Source organism: Amycolatopsis vastitatis, from assembly GCF_002234595.1.
GTDB classification, from domain to species: Bacteria; Actinomycetota; Actinomycetes; order Mycobacteriales; family Pseudonocardiaceae; genus Amycolatopsis; species Amycolatopsis vastitatis.
In genome coordinates this window covers 128,801-152,203 of sequence record NZ_NMUL01000002.1, presented here as the reverse complement: position 1 = coordinate 152,203, position 23,403 = coordinate 128,801, and the positions used below count along the sequence as shown (strand labels likewise).

20 protein-coding genes and 1 tRNA gene are annotated in these 23,403 nt (G+C 71.4%); 15 read left to right on the top strand and 6 right to left on the bottom strand.

What is annotated here, in order from left to right:
* Window positions 1-4: 4 nt before the first annotated feature.
* Window positions 5-1,429, bottom strand: a complete 1,425-nt coding sequence (locus tag CF165_RS02050; protein ID WP_093945682.1) for an MFS transporter — start codon at window positions 1,427-1,429, stop codon at window positions 5-7.
* Window positions 1,430-1,531: 102 nt separating this feature from the next.
* On the opposite strand from CF165_RS02050, the gene CF165_RS02045 reads away from it, so the two are divergent.
* The 3 genes from CF165_RS02045 (at window position 1,532) to CF165_RS02035 (ending at window position 4,213) form a co-directional block, all read left to right on the top strand.
* Window positions 1,532-2,365 (top strand): helix-turn-helix transcriptional regulator, encoded by an 834-nt coding sequence (locus CF165_RS02045; RefSeq protein WP_093945681.1) that lies wholly within the window; start codon window positions 1,532-1,534, stop codon window positions 2,363-2,365.
* A 103-nt stretch (window positions 2,366-2,468) separates the two neighbouring features.
* Complete coding sequence (locus tag CF165_RS02040) at window positions 2,469-3,548, top strand: sensor histidine kinase (RefSeq protein WP_093945680.1); 1,080 nt, start codon at window positions 2,469-2,471, stop codon at window positions 3,546-3,548.
* Window positions 3,545-4,213 carry a response regulator gene (locus CF165_RS02035; protein WP_093945679.1) on the top strand — a complete coding sequence of 223 codons (669 nt, stop codon included), beginning with the start codon at window positions 3,545-3,547 and terminating at the stop codon, window positions 4,211-4,213. The genes CF165_RS02040 and CF165_RS02035 overlap by 4 nt, the downstream gene beginning before the upstream one ends.
* Before the next feature lie 166 nt (window positions 4,214-4,379).
* Here the strand turns inward: CF165_RS02035 and CF165_RS02030 are convergent, their stop codons facing one another.
* Window positions 4,380-5,624: a flagellar basal body-associated protein FliL gene (locus CF165_RS02030; RefSeq protein WP_093945678.1), complete on the bottom strand. Its 1,245-nt coding sequence runs from the start codon at window positions 5,622-5,624 to the stop codon at window positions 4,380-4,382.
* Between the two features lie 158 nt (window positions 5,625-5,782).
* Window positions 5,783-7,108 (bottom strand): alginate O-acetyltransferase AlgX-related protein, encoded by a 1,326-nt coding sequence (locus CF165_RS02025; RefSeq protein ID WP_338023389.1) that lies wholly within the window; start codon window positions 7,106-7,108, stop codon window positions 5,783-5,785.
* A gap of 64 nt (window positions 7,109-7,172) precedes the next feature.
* Between CF165_RS02025 and CF165_RS02020 the strand changes: the two genes are divergently transcribed.
* Together CF165_RS02020 and CF165_RS02015 are read left to right on the top strand one after the other, a co-directional pair.
* A complete protein-coding gene (locus CF165_RS02020) occupies window positions 7,173-8,579 on the top strand; it encodes an SAM-dependent methyltransferase (RefSeq protein WP_093945676.1) in 1,407 nt (468 codons plus the stop codon).
* A gap of 28 nt (window positions 8,580-8,607) precedes the next feature.
* Window positions 8,608-11,787, top strand: coding sequence for a glycosyltransferase (locus CF165_RS02015; RefSeq protein ID WP_093945675.1), 3,180 nt, complete (start codon window positions 8,608-8,610; stop codon window positions 11,785-11,787).
* Here the strand turns inward: CF165_RS02015 and CF165_RS02010 are convergent, their stop codons facing one another.
* Window positions 11,788-12,957: a hypothetical protein gene (locus CF165_RS02010; RefSeq protein ID WP_093945674.1), complete on the bottom strand. Its 1,170-nt coding sequence runs from the start codon at window positions 12,955-12,957 to the stop codon at window positions 11,788-11,790.
* 214 nt (window positions 12,958-13,171) lie between these two features.
* Here CF165_RS02010 and CF165_RS02005 point away from each other — a divergent pair, with 214 nt between their 5' ends.
* Window positions 13,172-13,795 (top strand): hypothetical protein, encoded by a 624-nt coding sequence (locus CF165_RS02005; protein WP_240521424.1) that lies wholly within the window; start codon window positions 13,172-13,174, stop codon window positions 13,793-13,795.
* Here CF165_RS02005 and CF165_RS02000 read toward each other — a convergent pair.
* Window positions 13,773-14,456: an alpha/beta fold hydrolase gene (locus tag CF165_RS02000; protein ID WP_093945672.1), complete on the bottom strand. Its 684-nt coding sequence runs from the start codon at window positions 14,454-14,456 to the stop codon at window positions 13,773-13,775. The two genes, CF165_RS02005 and CF165_RS02000, sit on opposite strands and share 23 nt — an antisense overlap.
* A gap of 135 nt (window positions 14,457-14,591) precedes the next feature.
* Between CF165_RS02000 and CF165_RS01995 the strand changes: the two genes are divergently transcribed.
* The 3 genes from CF165_RS01995 (at window position 14,592) to CF165_RS01985 (ending at window position 15,992) form a co-directional block, all read left to right on the top strand.
* Window positions 14,592-15,194 (top strand): DUF2716 domain-containing protein, encoded by a 603-nt coding sequence (locus CF165_RS01995; RefSeq protein ID WP_205660743.1) that lies wholly within the window; start codon window positions 14,592-14,594, stop codon window positions 15,192-15,194.
* 33 nt (window positions 15,195-15,227) lie between these two features.
* The gene (locus tag CF165_RS01990) at window positions 15,228-15,629 is read left to right on the top strand and encodes an immunity 7 family protein (RefSeq protein WP_093945670.1); all 402 of its coding nucleotides are present in this window, start codon (window positions 15,228-15,230) and stop codon (window positions 15,627-15,629) included.
* 69 nt (window positions 15,630-15,698) lie between these two features.
* Window positions 15,699-15,992, top strand: coding sequence for a YiaA/YiaB family inner membrane protein (locus tag CF165_RS01985; protein ID WP_093945669.1), 294 nt, complete (start codon window positions 15,699-15,701; stop codon window positions 15,990-15,992).
* A 123-nt stretch (window positions 15,993-16,115) separates the two neighbouring features.
* Here CF165_RS01985 and CF165_RS01980 read toward each other — a convergent pair.
* Window positions 16,116-16,188, bottom strand: a tRNA-Gly gene (locus CF165_RS01980).
* A 187-nt stretch (window positions 16,189-16,375) separates the two neighbouring features.
* Between CF165_RS01980 and CF165_RS01975 the strand changes: the two genes are divergently transcribed.
* The 6 genes from CF165_RS01975 (at window position 16,376) to CF165_RS01950 (ending at window position 23,351) form a co-directional block, all read left to right on the top strand.
* Entirely contained in the window at window positions 16,376-17,947 is a 1,572-nt protein-coding gene (locus CF165_RS01975; RefSeq protein WP_093945668.1) for a sigma-70 family RNA polymerase sigma factor, read from the top strand.
* Between the two features lie 104 nt (window positions 17,948-18,051).
* A complete protein-coding gene (locus CF165_RS01970) occupies window positions 18,052-18,492 on the top strand; it encodes a hypothetical protein (RefSeq protein WP_020642704.1) in 441 nt (146 codons plus the stop codon).
* A 12-nt stretch (window positions 18,493-18,504) separates the two neighbouring features.
* Window positions 18,505-19,365 carry an Fpg/Nei family DNA glycosylase gene (locus CF165_RS01965; RefSeq protein ID WP_093945667.1) on the top strand — a complete coding sequence of 287 codons (861 nt, stop codon included), beginning with the start codon at window positions 18,505-18,507 and terminating at the stop codon, window positions 19,363-19,365.
* A 249-nt stretch (window positions 19,366-19,614) separates the two neighbouring features.
* Entirely contained in the window at window positions 19,615-20,940 is a 1,326-nt protein-coding gene (locus tag CF165_RS01960) for a histidine kinase (RefSeq protein WP_093945666.1), read from the top strand.
* A gap of 19 nt (window positions 20,941-20,959) precedes the next feature.
* Window positions 20,960-21,805, top strand: a complete 846-nt coding sequence (locus CF165_RS01955; protein WP_093945665.1) for a S49 family peptidase — start codon at window positions 20,960-20,962, stop codon at window positions 21,803-21,805.
* A gap of 157 nt (window positions 21,806-21,962) precedes the next feature.
* Window positions 21,963-23,351, top strand: a complete 1,389-nt coding sequence (locus CF165_RS01950; protein WP_093945664.1) for a glycoside hydrolase family 16 protein — start codon at window positions 21,963-21,965, stop codon at window positions 23,349-23,351.
* The last annotated feature ends 52 nt before the right edge of the window (window positions 23,352-23,403 follow it).

Here is a 23,403-nt window from a genome sequence, read left to right as displayed (position 1 = left end):
GACTTCACCCGCGGGGATCCGGCAACCGCCGCCCGGTGACGGCGACCACCGTCGCCAGCACCGCGACCAGGCCGATCACCACCGCGAACGCGGCCCGGCCCCCCATCGAGCCCGAAAGCGCCGCGTACAAGCTCCCCAGCGTCGCCACGCCCAGCGCCAGCGACGTCTGCTGATTGGTCGTCATCACGCCCGACCCGACCCCGGCCAGGTCCGTCGGCACGTGGGACAGCACGATCCGGAACAGCGTCGTCATCGCCAGCGCGTTCCCGACGCCGATCGCCACCATCGCGGGCGCCAGGTCGGCGATCGTCACGTGCGGCCACGTCGCCAAGGTCGTGCACAGCAGCGCCACCATGCCGATCGCCGTGATCGCGCCGCCCACCGGGACGACCTTCTGGCCGTAGCGCGTCACCAGGCGGCTGCTCAGCATCGACACCGTGAAATACGCGACCGCCAGCGGTGTCAGCGCGGCGCCCGCGCCCAGCGGGCCGAAGTGCAGGTCCACCTGCAGCGTCATCGCGAAGACGAACATGAACGAGCCGAACGCGCCGAAGAACGGGATCGCCACCACCAGCCCGCGCCGCACGCTCGGCAGCCGCATCACCGACGGCGGCAGCAGCGGCGTTCCCCCGAGCCGCTCCAAACGCCGTTCGACGTGCACGAACGCCGCGGCCGCGAAGGGCGACACCGCCAGCAGCGCGATCGACCACGCCGGCCAGCCCAGTGCGCGGCCCTCCATCAACGGCACCAGCAACGACAACAGCGTCACGGCCAGCAGCGCCGTGCCCAGGCGGTCGACGCCCAGCGGGTTGTGCGCGCGGCTTTCCGGCAGCTTGCGGGCCATCACCAGCACGACCAGGCCGATCGGCACGTTCACCAGGAAGATCGGCCGCCAGCCGGTGCCGAACACGTCGGCCGCCACCAGTGCGCCGCCGAGGAGCTGCCCGACCACCGTCGAGAGGCCCCCCGTGGCGCCGTACAGACCCAGCGCACGCGAGCGAGCTTCGCCCGACGTCGTCGCCTGGATGATCGAGAGCACCTGCGGCAGCAGCAGCGCCGACGCCGCCCCCTGCGCGGCGCGGGCCACCACCAGCGTGCCCGCCGTCGGGGCGAGTCCGCAGGCCAGGGACGTCAGGGTGAACAGCCAGAGCCCGGCGAAGAACAGCCGCCGCCTGCCGAACGAGTCGCCGAGGCGGCCGCCGACCACCAGCAGCACCGCGTACGCGATGCCGTAGGCGGCGACCACCAGTTCCAGGGTGGCGGTGGAGGCGTGGAGGTCGGCGTCGATCGTCGGGAGTGCGACGTTGACGATGAAGAAGTCGATGATCGGCAGCGCCGCCCCCAGCAGCACCGTGACCAGGCCGGCGGGGGTCAGTCCCGGCCGGGCCGGTGCGCCGGCGGGAATCGGCGCGAGTGGGGTCGTGGTCATGACTACTACGATCAACCCCAACCGAACCTGGTACCAGTTGCTGGTTATCCAGGTACCGGTCACTACCTGGTACCAGTTTCGACGGCGTGCCATCCTGGCACCATGACCACCGCCGTCGAATCCGAGCTCCGCCGCCAGGAGCTGGCGAGGTTCCTGCGCAGCAGGCGCGAGCGGATCACGCCCGAGCAGGTCGGCCTCCCGATCGCCGGCCGCCGCCGGACGCCGGGGCTGCGCCGCGAAGAGGTCGCGCAGCTCGCCGGCGTCGGGGTCACCTGGTACACGTGGCTGGAGCAGGGCCGCGACATCAACGCGTCCGAGCAGGTCCTGCAGGCGATCGCCCGCACGCTGCGGCTCGACCCGCACGAGCACACCCACCTCTTCCGCCTGGCCGGCGCGCCCGAGCCGGAGCGCGTGAAGGACTGTCTGGTCATCACGCCGTCGATGGAGCTGATGCTCAGGAAGCTGGAGCCCTACCCGGTCGTGGTGCGCAACGCCCGCTGCGACCTGCTGGCCTACAACCGCGGCTACACCTGGCTGATGGGCGACGTCGACGCCATCCCGTACGAGGACCGCAACACCCTCGTCCAGTGCCTGCTCAACCCGGAGTGGCGCAAGCGGATGCTCGACTGGGAGACGAACATCCCGCGCGTGATCGCGTCGTTCCGCGCGGCGATGGCCGACCACGTCGCCGAACCGGCGTGGAAACAGCTGGTGAAGCGCCTCAAGGCGGAGTCGCCGTTGTTCGCCGAGCTGTGGCCGCACCACGACGTCAACTCCGAGCCGATCCGCACCAAGCGGTACCTGCACCCGGACGTCGGGCTGCTGCAGTTCAACTTCACCTACCTCTACTACGGCCGCCGGTCGGAAATCACGATGTCGACCTACACCCCCGCCGACGAGGAGACGGCGGCGAAGCTGCCGCTCTTCTTCGACTGACTACGGCGTCCGACGTACGGCGGGAGCCGCTCCGGGACGGACGCGCGGCGGCTCGCCGACCGGTAGTTTTCGCGGCATGAGATGGCCGCCTTGGGTGGGGCGCGTGGTGCGCACCGTCGTCGTCACCGGGTTTGTGCTCGGGGCGACCAGCGGTGCGTCGCGCTGGCAGCCCGGCGCGGCGCCGATGACCCCGGTCGCGGCCGCGTGGCTCGCCGCGACCGCGTTGACGCTGCTCGTGGTCCACCGCTTCCCGCTCACGCTCTTCCTGGCCACGACGGCGTCCGCGTTCGGCTACTACTCCTCCGGGCTGCCCGGCGGGCCGATCATCGTCGTCCCGACCATCGCGTTGTTCCTGCTCACCCGGCAGCGCGGCCCGCTCACCGCCGGGATCACCGGCGCCGCCGCGCTCGCCGTCCTCTACCTGGTCCACATCGTGACGTCGGGGTCGTTCACGCTGGCCGTCGGCGCCGGGTTCCTGGTCGTCTGGCTGGTCGCCGTCATCGGGGTCGGCACCGCCGTCCGGTACCAGCTCGACGCGCTCGCCGCCCGGCGCGAGCAGGCCGACGAGCACCGGCACCGGCTCGCCGAGCAGGAACGGCTGCGCATCGCCCGCGAGGTCCACGACGTCGTCGCGCACAGCCTCGCGATGATCAACGTGCAGGCGGGGGTCGCCGCGCACGTCGCCGACCGGCGGCCCGAGCAGGCGAAAGAAGCCCTGCTCAACATCAAGGCGGCCAGCGCGTCCGCGCTCAAGGACCTGCGCGCGACCCTGGCCGTGCTGCGGTCCGGTGAGGACAAGGCCCCCGCGCCGAGCCTCGCCCAGGCCGGTGAACTGCTGGGGCACGCCCGCGACGCCGGGCTCACGGTCGACGTCCACGGCGAGGCCGGCGACCTCCCGGCGCCGGTCGACGCGGCCGCCTACCGGATCCTGCAGGAGTCGCTGACCAACGTCGTCCGGCACGCCGACCGGCCGGAACACGTCGACGTGCGGTTCGAACGCCGAAGCGGGTCCTTCTCGCTCCGGGTGCGCGACGACGGCCGCGGCACCACCCAGCCGGCTCCGGGTCACGGCCTGCGCGGTATGGGCGAACGCGCCGCGGCGCTCGGCGGGCGGTGCACCGCCGGGCCGGTCGAAGGCGGTTTCGAAGTGTGCGTCGAGCTACCGATCGAGGGAGAAGCATGATCCGCGTCCTGCTGGCCGACGACCAGATCCTGGTCCGCGCCGGGTTCCGCGTGCTGCTGGAGACCGAGGACGGCTTCGACGTCGTCGGCGAGGCGGGTGATGGCGAGCAAGCGGTGGCCGGAGCGATCGAGCACCGGCCGGACATCGTCGTGATGGACGTCCGGATGCCGGGCGTCGACGGCCTCGAAGCCACCCGCCGGATCACCGCGAACCCCGAGCTGGCGGGCACGAAAGTGCTGGTCCTGACCACTTTCGACGTCGACGAGTACGTCTACGAGGCTCTGCGCGCGGGCGCCAGCGGGTTCCTGCTGAAGGACACCGAGCCGGTCGAGCTGCTGCGCGCCCTGCGGGTCGTCGCGAGCGGGGAGGCGCTGCTGGCGCCGACGGTCACGCGCCGGCTGATCCAGGAGTTCGTCGGGCGCCCGGAGAACCGGCGCATCGACACCAGCGCCGTCCGGGAGATCACCGACCGCGAGCGCGAGGTCCTCGGTCTCGTGGCGGGCGGCATGTCGAACGACGAAATCGCCGCCCACCTGGTGATCTCGACGGCGACCGCGCGCACCCACGTCAGCCGCATCATGACGAAGATCGGCGCCCGCGACCGCGCCCAGCTGGTCGTGCTGGCCTACGAGTCCGGGCTGGTCACGCCGCGTCGCCCCGCCTGACCCGGCGCACCACGCGGACCGCACGCACCAGGAACACCACGGCGAGGACACCGACCAGGCCGAACCAGATCACGGCGCCTCCTCTCCCGGCCGATGCTCTGCTCAGAAGGCGTCCGGGAGGGGGACCGCGTTCACCGACACGGCCGAACTCACCCGTTCGGGTGAGCTAGTTGTTGGTGCGCTCCGTCGGCGGCGACTTCTGGACCTGCGCGGTCAGCAGCGTCTTGAACGAGCTGAGCGTCGCGTCCTTCTGCGGGCCGAACGAGTCGATGATGACGACCCGGTTGTAGAGCACGTAGACCGCGCGGTAGACCTGCTGGCTGCTGTCCGCCGCCGAGAACACCGGCACCCCGTGCAGGGACAGGTTGCGGTTGACGGTCAGGCCGCCTTCCTGCTCGGCGTTGCCGTATTCGGCGGCCACCGCGGACGCGGCCTGGGCGTTGGGCAGCTCGAGGGCGAACAGGCCCAGCGTGACGTCGCCGTCCTTGGTCGTCTTGAGCAGGCCCTCGGTCATGCCGCTCTGCTTGAGCTTCTCGACGACCGTGGTCGGCAGGTACTTGGCCGACTGCAGCTTGTCCATGTCGAACTCGCCACCACCGGCGCGGGTGGTGCCGGCCGGGGTGACCAGCGCCGACGAGTTGTCGCCCGGCTCCGGCTTGGCCGCCGGCGGCTCCGGGAGCGGCTTGACGGTCGGCGCGGGCGGCGGCTGCGGGCTCGAGCTCTGGGCCACCGGCGGCGTCGGGCTGCCGCCGTCCTTGATGAACAGGGCCCAGACGCCGAAGCCGAGGCCCGCGACCACGAGGAACGCGACCACGGCGAAGGCGATCTTCTTGCCCTTGCCCGACGACGGCTGCGTCTGGAAGCTCTCCGGACCCTGGCTGATCCAGTCCGCGTTGTTCGACGGCGGCGCCAGCGGCGGGAACTCCGACCCACCCCAGGGCGGGCTGACGTCCTGCTGTGGTTGCTGTGGAGCGCCCCACGGGTTCTGCTGCGGCATCGGCTGGGCGAACCCGCCGGCGGGGGAGTGCTGGCCGTACGGGGGCGGCGGCTGCTGCTGCTGCATCGGCTGCGGGAACCCGCCCGACGGCGAGTTCGGGTGCTGCTGCTGTTGCTGCCACGGCGGCACGGCCTGGGTCCGCTCGGCGCCCGCGGCATCGGCCGCGGAGACGACCTGCGTCGCTTCGGCCGCGTTCGCCTGGTGGTCGGGCGGGGACACCGGCGCGATGATCTGCGTGTCGGCAGCGGTGCTCGGCACCTGCTGCTGCGCGGGCTGGGCGGGGGCCTGGGACTGGTCGCCGGTCGAGACGGCCATGGACAGCACCCGGTCACGTCGCGCCCGGTATTCGTCGGCCGTCAGGTTTCCCGCCGCGAGCTCTTCGTCAAGCCTGCGCAGCTCTTCCTGCCAGGTCACCCCGGTACCCCCTTGGGTAAATCGCCTGCGAATCTGCGAACGTGTGGGTGCTCCTCACCCGGGAGCGCGGCCGCACGGAGTCATTGTGCACGGGTGTGTTCACCTGGTCGTCGCCCACCACCCCGTCGTTACCTTCGCGTGGTGGACGCCTCGGCGCCTCAGCGGGGGTGGGCGGCGAGCACCTGCCCGAGCAGGTCGATGGTCTGGTCGCGCAGCAGCGCGGACGACCCGCCGATGACGCTGCGCTCGACCATTTCGAAGGTCACGATGTCGCGGTCGGCGAACAGGCTCGTCATTTCCTGCGCGGTGCTCTGCGCGACCGTCTCGGCGTGCACGATGGTGACGTCCTGGCAGGTCGCGGCCAGGAACGGGCTGGCGAACTGGGTGAACGAGTCGGCCACGACCGCCGTGTTCCGGGCGATCGACCCGGCGGGCTTGGCGCCGTCCGGCTGGCTCAGGTGCAGCGGGGTCTTGAAGTCGCTGGCGATGTAGCGGGTCCGGTCGGCGCCGCCGTCGGTGGAGAGGCTGTACGTCGTGAGCTGCCGCTGTTCGTCGCGGCCCAGCACCCTGGCCAGGTCCGCGGGCCACGGCCGGACGCCGTTCGGCGCCGCCTGCCAGCCCGCGGTGCTGCCGGGCGCGATCGCCGCCCCCAGCGCGTACGTCATGACCAGGCCGCCGTCGAACGACCAGTGGGTGTCGTTGCGGTCGTACAGCGAGTGGCCGACGCGCTTTTCGGCGTCGGCGAGCGCCGGCCGCAGGTCGATCGCGCCGGTCTCGCGCGGCACGCGGTTCCAGAACTCGGCGGTCCGCGCCTGCGCGCACGGCTTGCCGACGTAGGTGTCGGGCAGGTGGGCCGGCTCTTCGCTGTACTTGTCGGGCGCGATGACCAGCTCGAACTTGCGCCCGGACCTCTCCACGGCCGCACGCAGCTTCCGGAGCGCGGCGACGACGTGGTCGGTGTCCATCACCGGACGGCACCGGGCGTTGACGTCCTCGCCGAGGTACATCCAGCCGTCCTTGCCCGGGAGCACGGTGGGGTAGACGTACCCGGGGACGTCGCCGGTGTTCGGCTTGCCCTGGTTGCCTTGGTCGACGCCGACCGTGCCGCCGTCGTGGCTGGTGCCCTGGCCGGAGCCCGGCGGGTCGCCGAAGAGGCCGGTGCTGATCGCGTCGGCGGCCTGGACACCGGCCTGCCGCAGCGGCAGGTGGTCGGTCGCCCAGCCGGACATGCCGGTGAAGAACCCCCAGCCGGCGCCGAGGCTGGGGAAGTCGCGCAGCGGCCGGTTCTCGAAGGCGGCGGGCCGCACGCCGAGCACCGAAAGGAGCAGCGGCGTGACGAAGAAGAAGGCGGCGCAGGCCAAGGCCGTGCGCTGGCGCTTGCTGTGCCGGGGCCGGTAGAGGTTGTGCTCCTTGGGGAGCCACGACTCCGGGGTCCTCGGCAGGCCCTGCTCGGTGGGCAACTGCGACGGAGGACGGGACGACACAGCCGTATCCTAGCGCCGGGCCGGTGACGGGCGGCCCCGAACGGGTGAACGCGAGGGGACGGCGATGAGCGGTAGCCGAGGGCCGGGCTATGACCAGCGGCTGGCCAGGGAGCGCGAAACCTTTGCCGGCCAGGAGGAGATCCACGGCAACCTGCCGCCGTCGGCGCACCGGTGGTCGAACCGGCACGTGCGCCCGAAGCTCGAAGCCCTCGGTGTTCCCGGCCTCGACGAGCTGATCGTCGGCCAGATCGCCGAACGGGCCCGGAACCTTTCGCGGGACGCCGTCGTGCTGTCGCTGGGCAGCGGCAACGGCGACCAGGAGCTCGGCTGGCTGCGCGGCCTCGCCGCCGAAGGTCTGGACAACGTCCGGCTGCGGCTGCTCGAACTGAACCCGGAGATGCAGGCCCGCGCCGAGGCGTCGGCCCGCGAGCAGGGCGTGGCCGACCGCGTCGAGCTGATCACCGCGGACTTCAACACGTGGCGCGCCGACGCCGGGCACGACGTCGTCGTCGGGTTCCAGGCGCTGCACCACGTGCTCGACCTCGAACACCTCTACGGCCAGATCAAGAGCAGCCTGAGCGCGGACGGCGTCCTGGTGGTGCACGACATGATCGGCCGCAACGGGCACCGCCGGTGGCCCGAGGCCCACGAGGTCGTCGACCGGATCTGGGCGACGCTGCCGCCGGAGCTGCGCCGGAACGCGCTGACCGGGCAGATCGACGAGCAGTTCGTCGACGTCGACTGCGCCGCCGACGGCTTCGAGGGCATCCGGGCGCAGGACGTCCTGCCGGTGCTCCTCGATTTCCTGCACCCGAGCCTGTTCCTGCCGTACGGCAACGTGATCGACCCGTTCGTCGACCGCATCTACGGCCACAACTTCGACATGGACGACCCTGCGCACGTCGGCTTGATCGACGAGATCGGCGTCCTCGACGACAGCCTGCTCGACCTCGGGCTCGTCACCGGGACGCGGCTGACCGCGCTGTTCCACCCGTCCCCGCGGCTGCTGCGCGTCCACGGCGACCGGACGCCGGAGCGGTCGGTGCGGGACACCCGCGTCGTCGACCCGGCCGGCCGCGTCTCGTTCCGCCCCGGTGGCACCAACGGCGAACGGCTGGTGCGCGGCGCGGGGATCGTGACCGGCCGGATGAACGGCATCGCCCACGACGACTGGGCGGCGCCGTCGGTCGAGTTCCCGGTCCTGACCACGGCCCCGGTCGACGCCCTGGACTTCCGGACCTACCTGCCGGACGACGCCACCGAGCACGGCAGCGTCACCGTCTCCGTCGACGGCGCCCCGGTCGCGAAGGCCGACGTCGGACCGGGCCTGACCGAGCAGGTGCTGCCGGTCCGGCTCGACGCGCACCGGCAGGTGCGGCTTTCGTTCGACGCGGACTGGTCGATCACGGCCGGTGGCGACCGGCGCACGCTGGCGTACGTCCTGGTCGGGCTGGGGCTGCTCGAAAGGTGAGATCGGCCGGACGGCTAATCTGCCCCGCATGGCCAAGGGGACGAGTGGCGAGCGGCTGATCGAGTGGACCGGCGAGCGGTGCGTGCCGTGGACCGAAGACCTCCAGGTGATCTACGAGCACTACCACCGCTACGCGTTCGCGGCCCGCTTCGCCGACGGCAAGCGCGTTCTCGACCTCGCCAGCGGCGAGGGTTACGGCGCTTCGCTGCTCGCGCGTCCGGCCGCCGAGGTCGTCGGCCTCGAGATCGACCCGACGACCGTCGAGCACGCCCGCACCCGCTACCCGGGCCTGCGCTTCGAGGTCGGCTCGATCACCGACCCGCGGGCGCTCGACGGCGAGGTCTTCGACGTCATCACGTGCTTCGAGGCCATCGAGCACGTCGACGAGCAGGACCGGCTGATGGAGCTCGTCCGCAACCGGCTCGCGCCGGGCGGGGTCTTCCTCTGCAGCACCCCGGACATCGAGGTCTACACGCACGACCACGGCAACGAGAACCCGTACCACGTGCACGAGCTGACCGAGTCCGCGTTCCGCACGCTGCTGTCCGCGAGCTTCGCGCACGTCGTCGTGCTGCGGCAGAACGTCGCCGTCGGCTCGCTGATCCACGACAACGGCGCCGGTGCCGGTGCCGAGGTCCTCACCGTGCAGGCCGACGACGGCGACGGCTGGGTCGTCGAACCCGGCGCGCCGCACACGTACTTCGTCTCCGTCGCGTCGGCCGAGCCGGTCGAGGTGCCCTCGACTTCCGCGATGGTCGACCCGAAGCTGACCCTCGTCGCCCGCGCCGCCGCCGAGGCGGCCCGCCTGCGCGACGGCTTGGGCCGCACGGAAGCCGAGCGCGACCAGGCGACGGCTTCGGTCACCCGGCTCACCGGTGAGCTCGCCCAGGTCACCGCGGCCGAACAGCGCGCCGCGACCGAGCGCGACGAGGCGCTCCGGCAGGCCGAGCGCGCCCGCGAAGACCGGCAGCGCGCGGCCGACGAGCTGAACCGGCTCCAGCGCAAGGCGGGCTACGACCGCGAACGGCTGGAGTGGCTGGCCGGCAACAACACCAGCCTCGGCGAAACCATCGGCAGGCTCGCCGCCGAGAACGAGAAGCTGCGTGCCGAGACGTCCGCGCTCGTCCAGAAGGCGATCGGGAAGTACCGCGGCGCGATCGAGCGGTACGCGCCCCGTGGCAGCCGCCGCCGCGACTTCTACGAGACGGCGCTGGGCCGTCCCGCCGGGGTGCTGCCCGGTGCGCCCGACCCGGCGCCCGGCCCGGTCGCGGTGACCACCAGCGACCACCCGATCGTCAGCGTCGTCATCCCGGTCTACGGCAACTGGCGGTTCACCCGCGGCTGCCTCGACTCGATCCAGCGGCACCTGCCCTCGACGCCGTTCGAGGTCGTCGTCGTCGACGACGCCTCGCCGGACGACTCCGCCGACCGCGTCGCCGGCTGCGCCGGGGTCCGGCTGGTTCGCGCGCCGAAGAACCTCGGGTTCGTCGGCGCCTGCAACCTCGGCGCCGAGCACGCGCGCGGCGACTTCGTCATGTTCCTGAACAACGACACCGAGGTCCGGCCGGGCTGGCTGGACGAGCTGGTCGCCGTCGTCGAATCGCGGCCCGACGTCGGGCTCGTCGGTTCCAAGCTGGTCTACCCGGACGGCCGCCTCCAGGAGTGCGGCGGCATCATCTGGGCCGACGGCACCGGCTGGAACTACGGCAGGCTGCAGAACCCGGACGCCCCCTGGTACCAGGCGCTGCGCGACGTCGACTACTGCTCGGGCGCGGCGCTGCTCGTCCGGCGGGAGCTGTTCGAGCGCATCGGCGGCTTCGACAAGCGCTACGCCCCCGCGTACTACGAGGACACCGACCTCGCCTTCGCCGTCCGGGCGGCCGGGTACCGGACGATGGTCCAGCCCGCGTCGGTCGTCGTGCACCACGAAGGCATCACCAACGGCACCGACGTCTCCTCCGGCGTGAAGCGGCACCAGGAGCTCAACCGGGGCGTCTTCGTCGACAAGTGGAGCGTCCAGCTGCGCGACCACTTCCCCGAGGCGAGCCCGCGTGCGGTCTGGGCCGGGCGGCAGCGCACCAAGGACGGCCACCGCGGCGGCACGATCCTCGTCGCCGACCACCAGGTGCCCATGCCCGACAAGGACTCCGGCTCGGTCCGGATGTTCCGCATCCTCGAGCTGCTCGTCGGCCTCGGCCACCGGGTCGTCTTCATGCCGCTCAACAACGCGCTCCACGAGCCGTACGTCGACGCGCTGTACCGCGCGGGCGTCACGGTGATCACCGGGCTCGGCGAGCAGCTGGAGTTCCTGCGCGACGCCGGACCCGACCTGAGCCTGACCGTGCTGTCACGGCCGCACGTCGCCTGGCAGCTGCTGGAACAGGTCCGCGAGCACGCGCCGGACTGCGTCATCGCCTACGACACGGTCGACCTCCACTTCGTCCGGCTCAACCGCCAGGCCGACCTGGCCGCGCAGCTCGGCAACACGCGCGAGGAGCTGACGCTGCGGCGTCGCGCCGAAGTGCTGCGGGAGTCCGAACTGGGCCTGACCCGCGCCACCGACGTCACGTTCGTCGTGTCCGATGTGGAGCGTGAGCTGCTGCGGGAGCTCGTGCCGTCGGCGCGCGTCGAAGTGCTGTCCAATGTGCACTACGCCGAAGGCTCGGTGGCCGTCCCGGAAGGACGGTCCGGCGTGCTGTTCGTCGGCAGCTTCGACCACCTGCCCAACCGGGACGCGGCCCGCTGGCTGGCGACCGAGATCATGCCGCTCGTGCGGCGGCGGCGCCCGGACGCGGTCGCGCAGATCGTCGGCAGCAACCCGCCGCAGGAGATGTTCGACCTGGAAAGCGACGGCGTCGTCGTCCGCGGCTGGGTGCCGAACCTCGACAGCGCTTACCGCGAGGCCCGGGTCGTCGTCGCGCCGCTGCGCTTCGGCGCGGGCGTCAAGGGAAAGCTGGGCGAGAGCCTCGGTTACGGCGTCCCGGTGGTCGCCACCCCGCTGGCCGCGGAAGGCATGCACCTGACCCACGGCCGGGACGTCCTCGTCGGCGGCTCGGCGCAGGAGCTCGCCGACGAGATCGTCACCCTGCTCGACGACGACAAGCTGTGGCAGCGGCTGTCCGAAGAGGGCAAGACCGTGGTGGACCGGCTGTTCGGCGCCGACGTCGCCCGCCGCACGCTGGCCGCGCTGCTGGACCGGCGCGACTGATCAGCTTGGCGGAAGGGCTTTCTTGAACACCGCGACGGCGTTGTCGAGGCTGGTCTTCAGCTCGTTCTTGTCTTTGGCGAACGGTTGTGACGCCCAGAGCACGATCGCGACCTTGCCCGAGGTGTACCAGGTGCCGTTCATCCGGAGGTCGCCGTTGCGGCCGGTGACCATCCCGGGGTCGGCGGTGACCGGGACGAACCCGCCCGCGGACGCGGCCTCGCGCAGGTAGTCGACGATCGCCTTCGCGCCGTCCTCGTTCTCGGCCGGGATCGCGTAGCCGAGGAACCCGGTGTCACCGGCCGAAGAGGCGCGGTACACGAACTGCGTGACGCCGTGCTGCGAGAAGATCTGCGCGGCTTCCTTGGGGTACAGCTTGAGGTCCAGGCCGCGGGCCAAGGACATCGTGGAGCTCTCCGGGTGCTGCAGCCCGGGCAGCGGCGGCACCTCGTCCTCCAGCTGCGGCTGGGCCGCGGCGGCGGGCGGCTGGGTCACGACAGGCGTGAACGTCGCGAGCGCGTTGGGCTTCGAATCGTCCTTCCCGAGCCACATCGTCGCGCCGACGACGACGCCCACCACCACCAGCGCGCCGAGCACGATGAACGGCCGACTCGTCCAGGAGCGCTCGGACGACGGCTCCCCGTCGGTGGCCCACCGGTGCTTGCCGGGCACCTCCTCCGGTCCGGGCAGCGGCTGCGCCGGCTGCGATTCGCCGCCCGGCGGCGTGATCGGCGGGAACCGGCTGCCCGGTCCCCGCTCCGCCGGGCCGTCGACGCTCAGGTAGCGCGTCGGCGTGATGTCGGCCGGGCTGGGGGCGGTCGTCATGTGGTCAGGGATCGCGGGCACGTGGCTGGTGGCGGGCGAAACCGGCAGCCCGGTCCGCTGCCACGGCGGTGGCGGCGGCTGGTGCGGCCGTTGGTGCGGCACAGCCGGCCGGGGCGATTCCATGCGCTGCGGCGGCGGGACGTACTGGGCGGGTGCCGGGTGGCTGGCCGGGTTCGCGCTGCGCCAGGCCTCACCCGGACGGCGCAGCGGTGAGGGCACCGGCGAAGGCACCGTCGAACCGGAGGCCTGCGCGAGCAGCTCGTCCCGCTGTTTGCGGTGGTCAGCGGGCTCGATGCGACCTTCGGCAAGCTCCGCGTCGAGACGGCGAAGCTCTTCCTGCCAGCTCATCCTTGGGACCCCCATCCACCATTCGGGGCATCAGTCTGGCACGGACTGCCGACCTGCGAGGTTGCGGTTTGAGGTTGATCGGCAACGTAGCGCAAGTCCGCCGTTTTCGGGAGACCCCGCCCGCGTCACCCTTCAGGACCCCGAAACTGTCGTACATATGTTCTAAAATTGGCGTTGTCCAGGGGAGATGCCGCCCGCGAGCGCGGGTGGCGTGATGGAGGAAGGCAGGGCCATGGCCTACATCACCCTGTCCACGTTCGTGGGCTACAGCGCCAGTTCCGGTCCGTCGCGGTCGTCGTTCGTCCGGCGGCAGCGCCGTCAGTACGAAGACCCGGCACGGGCGGCGTTCAACTACTACCGGCGGGCGGCCAACGCGGTGCGGTCCGGGCGCGCGGCGAACCAGGACGAGGTGGCACTGCGCGCGCTCGTCAACGCCGCCGACGAGCGGACGAAACCGCACTACGCGGCGATAGCCGAGGGCTGGCTGCGGTACCTCGGCCGGAAGTCGCCGCGGCTGGTCGAGGTCGGCCGCGGCCGGTGCCGGATCGGTGAGCTGGAGATCGGCGTCAGCCCGCAGATGGGGCTGCGCAAGAGCGACGGCCGCCGGTACGCGGTCTGGCTCTACTTCAAGGAGGAGCCGCTCGCGAAGGACTCCGCGCAGCTCGCGTTGTGGGTGCTGGAGCAGGCGATGCCCGACGTCCTGCCCGGCGGGCAGGCGCTGGTGATCGACGTCCGCCGCGCGAAGGAGTACCAGCTGTCCGCCCGCGACCGCGAACGGCTGCGGCCCTGGGCCCGCAGCGAGGCCTCGGCGTTCCTCACGCTCTGGGACGCCGCCTGAGCAGCACCTCGGCCATCACGTCCGGCCGCGTGACGAAGGGGTGGTGCGCCACCGGCAGTTCGACGACGTCGGTGGCGCGCGCCGCCTGGGCCCGTTGGGTCTCGGGCAGCGTCGCGCGGTCTTCGCCACAGACGACATAGGTCGACGGGACGCTCCGCCACGCCGCCCGAGTCGTTGGCTGGCCGAACACGGCCTCGTTCTGGGAGGTCAGCCGGTCGGCGGCCGCGGCGTAGGTGGCGTCGTCGAAGTCCTGGGCGAACAGCGGCCGCACGAACTCCTTCCGGACGCCGGCGGTGCCATCGCCGTGGCTGATGTGCCACGGCGATGGTTCGCCGGTCCCGAAGTCCGCGAGCGCCTCGCCGACGTCCGGCAGGAACGACGTCACGTAGACGAGCCGCCGGACCGCGGGATGGCGGCCGGCTTCGGTGATCACCATGCCGCCGTAGGAGTGCCCGACGAGCAGCGCGGGTTCGGGGGAGGCGTCGAGCAGCGCGCGGACGGCCGCCGCGTCGGCGTAGAGGTCACCGCGCGGCTCACCTTCGCAACTCGGCAGCACCGCCGCCAAACTGCGCAGGCCGTGGCGGGCGAGGACGTCGGCCGTGGGCTGCCACCACCACGCGCCGTCGCGGACGAACGCGCCGTGGACGAAGAGGACTCTCATGGTGACAATTTGGCGGAACCCACCCGGATGAGTGACACAGTTCGCGGTCAGCGGACCGGGACTGGACAAACCGGAGACCGAACACGAAGCTTTCGCGTGTTCTTCTGTGCCTGGCCAAACCTCGAGGTCGTAACCGTGAATGCTGCCTGGGAAGCCGTCTCCCGCGTCGTCGACGAGCCCGCCTGGTACTGGGTGTACGACAAGCTGGCGTTCTGGCCGAGCACCTACGCCCACGCCTGGCCGGGTTTCCGCGAGCCGGCGCCGTCGCGGACCTGGGACCTTTCGCCGGGTGACACCGATCGCGGGTCGGCGGAGTTCCGGCTCGGCCCGTACGCGGTGGAGGAGCACCAGGTCGCGGCCATCGCGCTGGCCGCGTTCCGCGAGGCCTGCGGCCCGGACGGCCGGATGTGGGCCCTGCACTGGCAGCACCAGTCCTTCCGGATCCGGCCGCACCTGATGACCGAGGGCGCCCGGTGGCCGGTGCCGGTGTTCCCGCGCGCGGACTACCACCTGTTCCTGGCCGAGGACTTCTCGTTCGGCACGCTCGGGCACCCATGGGAGCGGACGCTGTGCGTGTTCGGCGAGAAGCTGGTGCCGGCGTTCGAGCGCTTCGGCGAAGGGGTGCTGACCAACGTCCTGCGCCGCGACGGCAAGCCGACCGAGACAACCGGGGCTTCGCCCCGGGCCGGGGGCTCCGCCACCCGGGCCCCCGCAGAGCCGTCCGAGCTGGCCCGCTGAGCCGCTGGTTGATCTCTTGCTACCGTTCTGCGGGTGTTCGAATATCACGGCTGGGTGACCATCCAGGCGACCGCGAGCGGCGACGACGACGCCGCGCTGCTGGAGCGTCTGGTCGACCGCGTGCACCGCGCGATCCGCGACGCCGGTGACTTCGACCTCGTCGACCTCCGCTGGAGCGCGGGCATGCCGATGCTCCACTTCGGCGGCTTCGACAAGCACGGCGGCCGTCTCGGCCCCGAACTCCTCGAATTGTTCACCCGGGCGGGCGAATTGGCGCCGGGCTCCTACGGCCTCCTCCACACGTGGGACGACCAGGACACGGAGAACGACAACAACTTCCGGGTGTACCGCATGGCCCGCGGCCAGGTGACGGAACGCGAAGACCCCCACCTGACCCCGGTGGCCCCCACGATCCTGGACGTCTACGAGCTGTAGCCACATCGCAACCGCGGCTGAGTAGTACTGCTCAAGACACCCGAACCGCCGGGACGAGACCGTGGTCACATGACCAAAACGGGAACCACGTCCCCCACCACGACGGCCTTCTACATCCAGGCGGCGCTCTCGTTCGGCCTGGCACTGGCAGCGGTCACGGGCGGAATCGCGTACCTGCCGGTCGACGGCTGGATCCGCGGTTTCCTCGCCCTCGGCATGCTCTACCTGGTCACCTCGACGTTCACGCTCGCCAAGTGCGTCCGGGACAGACAGGACGAGACCTCGGTCGTCTCCCGTGTCGACCAGGCCCGGCTCGACAAGCTCCTCGCCGAGCACGACCCCTTCAAGAGCCCGGCAGCCTGACCCAACCCAACGGGCGCACGAAGCCGAAGCGGCCGCACCGTGGGGGTCCGGGGGCTCGGCCCCCAGGTGAAATGGCGAAGGGACCGTGGTCTGGTGTAACCAGACACACGGTCCCTAGTCCTGAGCGGATGACGGGATTCGAACCCGCGACCCTCACCTTGGCAAGGTGATGCGCTACCAGCTGCGCTACATCCGCACTGCCTTGCTGATGGGAAACACTTTATACCCACGGGAACCCGCGCCGATCGGGGGGTCCCCTGTGCCCCTGACCGGTGCTTCGGTGTCACAGCTGGCGTACAAGGGGTGACGACGGCTGTTTCCCTCCGTATGGTGTCTCCATTCGACCGAATGGGGAGACCTTCGGGGAGGAGGTGCCGGGCCGGATGACCGAGCTGGGCACGGTGCCGCCACCAGCGGCCTCGGAATCCGACGAGCAGGCACTGCTGCAACGGCTCCGTGACGGCGAGGACGCCGCGTTCGGGGAGCTGTTCGAGCTGCACGCCGGCGCCGTCCGCCGGCTCGCGCAGAGCCTGGCGGCCGACCGGTCCGAGGCCGAAGACATCACCGCGGAGACGTTCTTCCGCGTGTTGCAGGCCCTTCGCCGTGGCTCCGGCCCGAGGGACTACGTCCGCGCCTACCTGCTGACCGTCGCTCGCCGGGTTTCGTGGGAGTGGCACGGTGCCCGCCGGGACGTGCCGGTTTCCGACGACGAGCTCACCTTCCGCGCCGGAGCGGGTGCCGACACGCACGCCCGGACCGCGGAGCACACGCTGATCACCACCGCGTTCACCAGCCTGCCGGAGCGCTGGCGGACGGTGCTGTGGCAGACCGAGGTCGAGGGCGAGCAGCCCGCGATGGTCGCTCCCCATTTCGGGTTGAGCGCCAACGCCACCGCGGCCCTGGCCCGGCGGGCCCGTCAGGGGCTGCGCGCGGCGTACCTGCAGGCACACCTTTCGGTGAATCGCGGGCCGGATTCGTGCCGTGCGGTCGTCGAGAAGCTGGGCGGGTTCACCGCGGGCAGCGTCACCGGTGCCGAGGCCGAGCGGATCAAGGCGCACCTGCACGGCTGCCCGTCGTGCCGTGCGACCCAGGACGAGCTGCGCGACGTCTGCTCGTCGCTGCGCGCGCACGCCGGGGTGCTGGTGCTGCTGGTGCCGGCGGCCGCGTCGGTGGGTGGCGGCGGGGTGCTGGCCGGGCTGGGCGCGACGATCAAGGGTGTCCTGGTCGGTTCGAAGGTCAAGATCGGGCTCGCGCTGGCGTCGACCGCCGCCGTGGGCGCGGTCGGCGTGGCGGCGGGGCCGGTGCTGTTCGGGTCGACGGCGGTGCAGGACGTCGGGCTGACCGGCGGTGCGCCCGAGCTCGTCGTGGTGCCGCCGTCCGAGACGCACCACCAGCCGCCACCGCAGCCGCAGCAGGACCCGCGGATCGGCATCGGGGTGCTCAACGGCCGCGGCACCGGGATCGCCGTTCCGGCCCGTGCTCACTCCGGTGGCCGCCAGGTCGCTGCGAACGAGGTGCCCGGCGTGTCCGTGGCCGGGGACGTTCCCACCGGGGACACGGGCGGCGGTGCCGGGGCGGTGACCCCGCGCGAGGATCTCGCGTCCTCGTCGTTCGCGCCGGTGAACCCGGCGACGTCGCCGCGGCTGGACACGTCTCGGCCCGACATGACGATGACCACCGAGTCCGCCGCCGGGAAGACCGTGCCGGAGGACGCCGGCGCGCCCGCGCTGTCGCCGACCGGCCGTCCCGACGCGTCGTCGACGCCTGCCGGGGAATCGACGGCTGCCGATGACCCCAAGCCCAAGGACGACCAGGACACGGCCACGACCGAGCCGTCGACGACGGTGACGCCGACTTCGGGGAAACCGTGCCCGGCCGGCACGTCCGAGGTCACCGATTCGGGCGAACCGGCCGATTCGGCCTCGACCACCGCGGCGAGTCCTGATCAGCGATGATCAGGTTCGGCGGGTGGGGATGCCCGATTCCTCCCTCGCGCGGGTGAGCCCGTGCACGGTACCGTTGAGGTGCTCACCCTGCGGGCGGCCCGGGAGGCTACTGAATGAACCGGCTGGTGCGCGGCGAAGACGGCCGCGACTGGGTGGTCCGTGCCCAGATGGAATGGCGGGCGCCGGCGACGGCCGACGACTTCGAGCACGACGTCGCGGGCAGCTACGGTCCCGGCATCGCGATGATCGTGGTGACCACGCTGCTGGCCGTGATCCTCGTCGTGTGGACGCCGGACCAGGTCAACATCCCGGCGTGGGTGCTGCTGGCACTGCTGCTCGTGGTGCTGTTCTTCCCGCTCCGGTGGATCCTGCGCCGTCCGTGGACGGTGGTCGCGGAGACCGAGGGCGACGTGACCGGCGACCGGCCGTCCGAGCGCTGGGTCGGCACGATCCGCGGCATGTTCACCGTGCAGGGCGAGGTCAAGAAGATCTCCAAGACCATCCAGCGGCACTCGCTGCCGGACTTCGACGGGCCGCTGCACCCGGTCGAGTAGGAGACTGGAGCCATGCCCGAGCTGCCCGAAGTCGAAGCACTGGCTCACCACCTGCGCGAGAACGCCGTCGGCCGGACGATCTTCCGGATCGACGTCGCGTCGCTGAGCGTGCTGAAGACGGCCATGCCGCCGTGGACGGATCTGCACGGCCGGGAAATCACCGGCGCGACCCGGCACGGCAAGCACCTCGACGTCGTCGCCGGTGACCTGCACCTGGTCGTCCACCTGGCCCGCGCGGGCTGGCTGCGCTGGTCCGACGGGCTCGCCGCGGCGCCGTTGAAGCCGGGCAAGGGCCCGATCTCGCTGCGCGTGCACCTCGAGTCCGCCACCGGGCCCGGCTTCGACCTCACCGAGGCGGGCACGAAGAAGGGCCTCGCGGTGTGGATCGTCGAGGACCCGCAGGAGATCGCGAGCGTGGCGCGGCTGGGCCCGGACGCGCTCGTGCTGGACGCCGCCCGGCTGCGCGAGTTGTTCGCCGGGAGGAACACCCGGCTGAAGTGGGCGCTCACCGACCAGTCGCTCATCGCCGGGATCGGCAACGCCTACTCCGACGAGATCATGCACCGCGCGAAGCTGTCTCCGTACGCGACGATCGGCAAGCTCGACGACGGCGCGCTCGAGACCCTCGCCGAGGCGATCGTCGAGATCGAGACGGACGCGGTCCAGCGCTCGGTGGGACAGAAGGCTGCCCGGCTGAAGGGCGAGAAGCGGTCGGGCCTGCGGGTACACGCGCGGACGGGGCTGCCGTGCCCGGTCTGCGGCGACACCATCCGCGAGATCTCCTTCGCCGACAAGTCGTTCCAGTACTGCCCGACCTGCCAGACCGGCGGCAAGCCGCTCGCCGACCGCCGGATGTCGCGCCTGCTCAAGTAGCGCAGATTCGCCCGATCGGCTGCACGTGCTGTGCCGTCCGACGCCGACGTCGTGTTCGCCGCCGGCGAAAGCGCGGTTTTCCTGCGGCTTTCCCCGGAAGGGGTGGAACAGGGCACGCCTCCCGCGCGTTGCGGACAGTGACTGTCAAGGGGTGAATCAGACTCTGGGTAGGGTCCTCCCAACCCTCGGTCATCACAGTTGGACAGAAAGTGGGATCAGGCCTTGCACCCGGTTGGTCGAGCGCAGAGCATGGACGCCGTGTCCGGGTTTCCGCTCGCGCAGGTCGTCCCCTGGGGTGTCGCGGCTCTGCTCGCCATCGTGGTGATCGTGCTGCTCGTGAAGCAGCGCAAGCCGGCGAGCGTCGTCGAGGACGCCATGCTGCAGGCCGTCCACCGGATGTCGAAAGCGGCGCCGAACCTCCGCGCCGGCCTGGACGAGGAGGCCGCCGACAAGATCACCACGCAGCTGCTGCAGATGCTCGACTGCGTCGCCGTGGGCATCACCGACAGCGAGGGCACGCTGCTGTCCTGGGACGGCGAAGCGAACGAGCATTACGTCGACCTCGTCGACGCCATCGGCGCGGCGATCCGCAAGCACCGGCGTGAGGTCGTGGCGCACGACCGGATGCCGTGCAACCACCGCGGCACCTGCCGGATGAAGACGGCGGTCATCGTGCCGCTGCTGGTGGAGGGCGAGACCGAGGCCGCGCTGATCGTCGTCGGCCGCACCCGCGGGCGGCTGGTGCAGATGGCCGACGCCGTCGCCCAGTTCGTCTGCACGCAGTTCGAGCTGTCCCGGCTCGACGAGTCGAAGCAGCAGCTCCAGCAGGCCGAGATCAAGGCGCTGCGGGCGCAGATCTCGCCGCACTTCGTCTACAACGCGCTCAACACGATCTCCGCGCTGATCCGCACGGATCCCGAAGAGGCCCGGGAGCTGCTTCAGGACTTCGCGGACTTCACGCGGTACTCGTTCCGGACGTCGGGCATGTTCACCTCGCTCGCCGAGGAGCTGCGCAACATCGACCGCTACCTGACGATCGAGAACGCCCGCTTCGGCGGTCGGCTCGAGGTGCGGATGAAGATCGCGCCCGAGGTGCTCAGCGTCGTCGTGCCGTTCCTGATCATCCAGCCGCTGGTGGAGAACGCGGTCAAGCACGGCCTCGCGAGCAAGCCCAGCGGCGGCTGCGTCACGGTGATCGCGCAGGACTACGGCACCGAGGCGCTGATCAGCGTCGAGGACGACGGCATCGGCATGGACCCGCGGCGGCTGAAGGACGTCAAGAACGCGCACAGCACCGGCGCGCACGTCGGGCTCGGCAACATCAGCCAGCGCATGCAGCAGGTCTTCGGCAGCGACTACGCGGTGATGGTCGAGACCGCGCCCGGCGCCGGCATGAAGGTGACGCTGCGGGTGCCGAAGTTCGTCCCGGGCGTCCGGCCGAACATGCCGGACTACAGCTCCGAGAACGACGCCGGCGAGGCCGATGTCCCGCACCAGGGCGGTCCGGCCCAGCTGAACGGTGCCGAGGTCAACGGCGTCAACGGCACGCGTTCCGGCATCCTCCCCATGGGCTGAATCCCGCTAGCCTGGCGTCATGAGCGTTACGGACAAGCTGGCTTCGCGGATCCCGGTGCTCGCCGACCGCGTCGAGCGCAAGGACGTCGTGGCCGTGGTGCGGCTGCACGGCGTGATCACGCCGTCGCCGTCGCCGCTGGCCAGGGGAGCGATCAACCTGACCGCGGTGGAATCGGCGCTGACCAGGGCGTTCGGCCACGACCGGCTGAAGGCCGTCGCGTTGCTGGTGAACTCGCCGGGTGGCGCGCCGACGCAGTCCGGGCTGGTCGCCGAGCGGATCCGGCAGCTGGCCGACGAAAAGAACGTGCCGGTCCTGGCGTTCTGCGAGGACGTCGCCGCGTCGGGCGGGTACTGGCTGGCCTGCGCGGCCGACGAGATCTACGCGCACCGGACGTCGATGGTCGGCTCGATCGGCGTGATCAGCGGCGGGTTCGGGTTCCCCGGGCTGCTGGAGCGCTTCGGCATCGAGCGGCGGCTGCACACGGCGGGGGCGAACAAGTCGCGGCTCGACCCGTTCTCGCCGGAGAAGCCCGAAGACGTCGAGTGGCTCAAGAAGATGCACACCCAGCTCCACGAGCTGTTCGTGAACTGGGTGAAGGAGCGCCGCGGCGACCGGCTGGCCGAATCGGAAGACCTGTTCACCGGGGACGTCTGGCTCGGCGCGAAGGCGGTCGAGCTGGGCCTGGTCGACGGCCTCGGCAGCCTCCGGCAGATCGTCACCGAGCGGTTCCCGGACGCCGAGATCTCGGTGGCCGAGCCGAAGAGGCCGCTGCTGGCCCGGCTGGGTCTCGGCGCGCCGGCCGCGGCGGCGGCGGTGCTGGAGGCCGTGTCGCAGAAGGTGGCTTGGTCGCGCTTCGGCCTCTGACGCCGATGTCCGGTTCGGGTACTTCCAGGCAGACTTTGTGACCTGGATCACCCTTCCCGTGTAACGCCTCTGGAATCGCAGGAGGTCCTCGGGTCTCCTTGTCGACGGGCTTTGTTGTGAACGGCAACAAATCCGGTCGACAAGGAGGTCGCACCCGATGCCCCACTCCCGCAGGCTCGTTCTCGGCGCGGTGCTCGGCGCCGCACTCATCGCCATCCCCCTGACCCTGCCCGCCGCGGCGTCCATCCCGCCGCCCGAAGCGGGCTGGACGACGGTGTTCGCCGACGACTTCACCGGCGGCTCCGGCTCGCTCCCGTCCGGCGCGAACTGGATCATCGACACCGGCCACAGCTACCCGGGCGGCCCCGCCAACTGGGGCACCGGCGAGATCCAGAACTACACGTCGAGCCCCGGCAACGTCTCTCAAGACGGCTCCGGCAACCTCCGCATCACGCCGTTGCGCGACGGCGCGGGCAACTGGACGTCGGCGCGGATCGAAACCCAGCGCGCCGACTTCAAGCCCCCGGCGGGCGGCGTCATGCGGATCGAAAGCCGGATCCAGATGCCGGACGTCACCGGCGCGGCCGCGCTCGGGTACTGGCCGGCGTTCTGGGCCCTCGGCGGCCCCTACCGCGGCAACTACTGGAACTGGCCCGCCATCGGCGAGTTCGACATCATGGAAAACGTCAACGGGATCAACTCCGTGTGGGGCGTCCTGCACTGCGGCGTCAACCCGGGCGGCCCGTGCAACGAGACCACCGGTCTGCCGAACAACCGGGCCTGCCCGGGCAGCAGCTGCCAGTCGGCCTTCCACACCTACCGCTTCGAATGGGACGCGAGCAGCAGCCCGCAGGTCCTCCGCTGGTTCGTCGACGGGCAGCAGTTCCACTCGGTGAGCCAGAACCAGCTCGACGCGACCACCTGGGCGAACATGACCACGCACCAGGGCTACTTCGTGCTGCTGAACGTCGCGATCGGCGGCGCGTTCCCCAACAACAACTCCGGCACGACCACGCCGGGGCCGGGGATCGTGCCCGGGCACCCCATGGTCGTCGACTACGTCACGGTGACCACCCGCGGCGGCGGTGGCGGCACGACGACCCCGCCCACCACGACGACTCCGCCCGGCAACGGCGGCAGCGCCTACGCCACCATCCAGGCGGAGTCCTACACCCAGCAGAACGGCCTGGCCAAGCAGACGACCACCGACACCGGCGGCGGGCAGAACATCGGGCCCGCGGGCAACGGCGACTGGGCCCTTTACCCCGGCATCGACTTCGGCGGCAGCGCCGCGACGAACTTCCAGGCGCGCGTGGCGTCCGGGGCCGCGGGCGGGGTCAGCGGACTGGTCGAGGTGCGGCTCGACAGCCGGTCCAACGCGCCCATCGGCAGCTTCGCGGTGGCGAACACCGGTGGCTGGCAGAGCTGGCGGACCGTCCCGGCGAACATCAGCGCGGTCACCGGTGTCCACAACGTGTATCTGACGTTCACGAGCGGCCAGCCGGCCGACTTCGTGAACCTCAACTGGTTCACGTTCGTGCATTGAGAGCAGGAGGCCCGCGGCTCCGGTCGCGGGTCTCCTCACTTAAGGCGGACGG

What these genes read in the sequence shown, in the direction of transcription:
- CF165_RS02035 (WP_093945679.1), top strand. Translation starts at nt 3,545, where the DNA reads ATGATCCGCGTCCTGCTGGCCGACGACCAGATCCTGGTCCGCGCCGGG.
- CF165_RS01965 (WP_093945667.1), top strand. Translation starts at nt 18,505, where the DNA reads ATGCCCGAGCTGCCCGAAGTCGAAGCACTGGCTCACCACCTGCGCGAG.
- CF165_RS02010 (WP_093945674.1), bottom strand. Translation starts at nt 12,957, where the DNA reads ATGAGCTGGCAGGAAGAGCTTCGCCGTCTCGACGCGGAGCTTGCCGAA.
- CF165_RS01955 (WP_093945665.1), top strand. Translation starts at nt 20,960, where the DNA reads ATGAGCGTTACGGACAAGCTGGCTTCGCGGATCCCGGTGCTCGCCGAC.
- CF165_RS01970 (WP_020642704.1), top strand. Translation starts at nt 18,052, where the DNA reads ATGAACCGGCTGGTGCGCGGCGAAGACGGCCGCGACTGGGTGGTCCGT.
- CF165_RS02005 (WP_240521424.1), top strand. Translation starts at nt 13,172, where the DNA reads ATGGAGGAAGGCAGGGCCATGGCCTACATCACCCTGTCCACGTTCGTG.
- CF165_RS01950 (WP_093945664.1), top strand. Translation starts at nt 21,963, where the DNA reads ATGCCCCACTCCCGCAGGCTCGTTCTCGGCGCGGTGCTCGGCGCCGCA.
- CF165_RS02045 (WP_093945681.1), top strand. Translation starts at nt 1,532, where the DNA reads ATGACCACCGCCGTCGAATCCGAGCTCCGCCGCCAGGAGCTGGCGAGG.
- CF165_RS02050 (WP_093945682.1), bottom strand. Translation starts at nt 1,429, where the DNA reads ATGACCACGACCCCACTCGCGCCGATTCCCGCCGGCGCACCGGCCCGG.
- CF165_RS02000 (WP_093945672.1), bottom strand. Translation starts at nt 14,456, where the DNA reads ATGAGAGTCCTCTTCGTCCACGGCGCGTTCGTCCGCGACGGCGCGTGG.
- CF165_RS01985 (WP_093945669.1), top strand. Translation starts at nt 15,699, where the DNA reads ATGACCAAAACGGGAACCACGTCCCCCACCACGACGGCCTTCTACATC.
- CF165_RS02020 (WP_093945676.1), top strand. Translation starts at nt 7,173, where the DNA reads ATGAGCGGTAGCCGAGGGCCGGGCTATGACCAGCGGCTGGCCAGGGAG.
- CF165_RS02015 (WP_093945675.1), top strand. Translation starts at nt 8,608, where the DNA reads ATGGCCAAGGGGACGAGTGGCGAGCGGCTGATCGAGTGGACCGGCGAG.
- CF165_RS01975 (WP_093945668.1), top strand. Translation starts at nt 16,376, where the DNA reads ATGACCGAGCTGGGCACGGTGCCGCCACCAGCGGCCTCGGAATCCGAC.
- CF165_RS01960 (WP_093945666.1), top strand. Translation starts at nt 19,615, where the DNA reads ATGGACGCCGTGTCCGGGTTTCCGCTCGCGCAGGTCGTCCCCTGGGGT.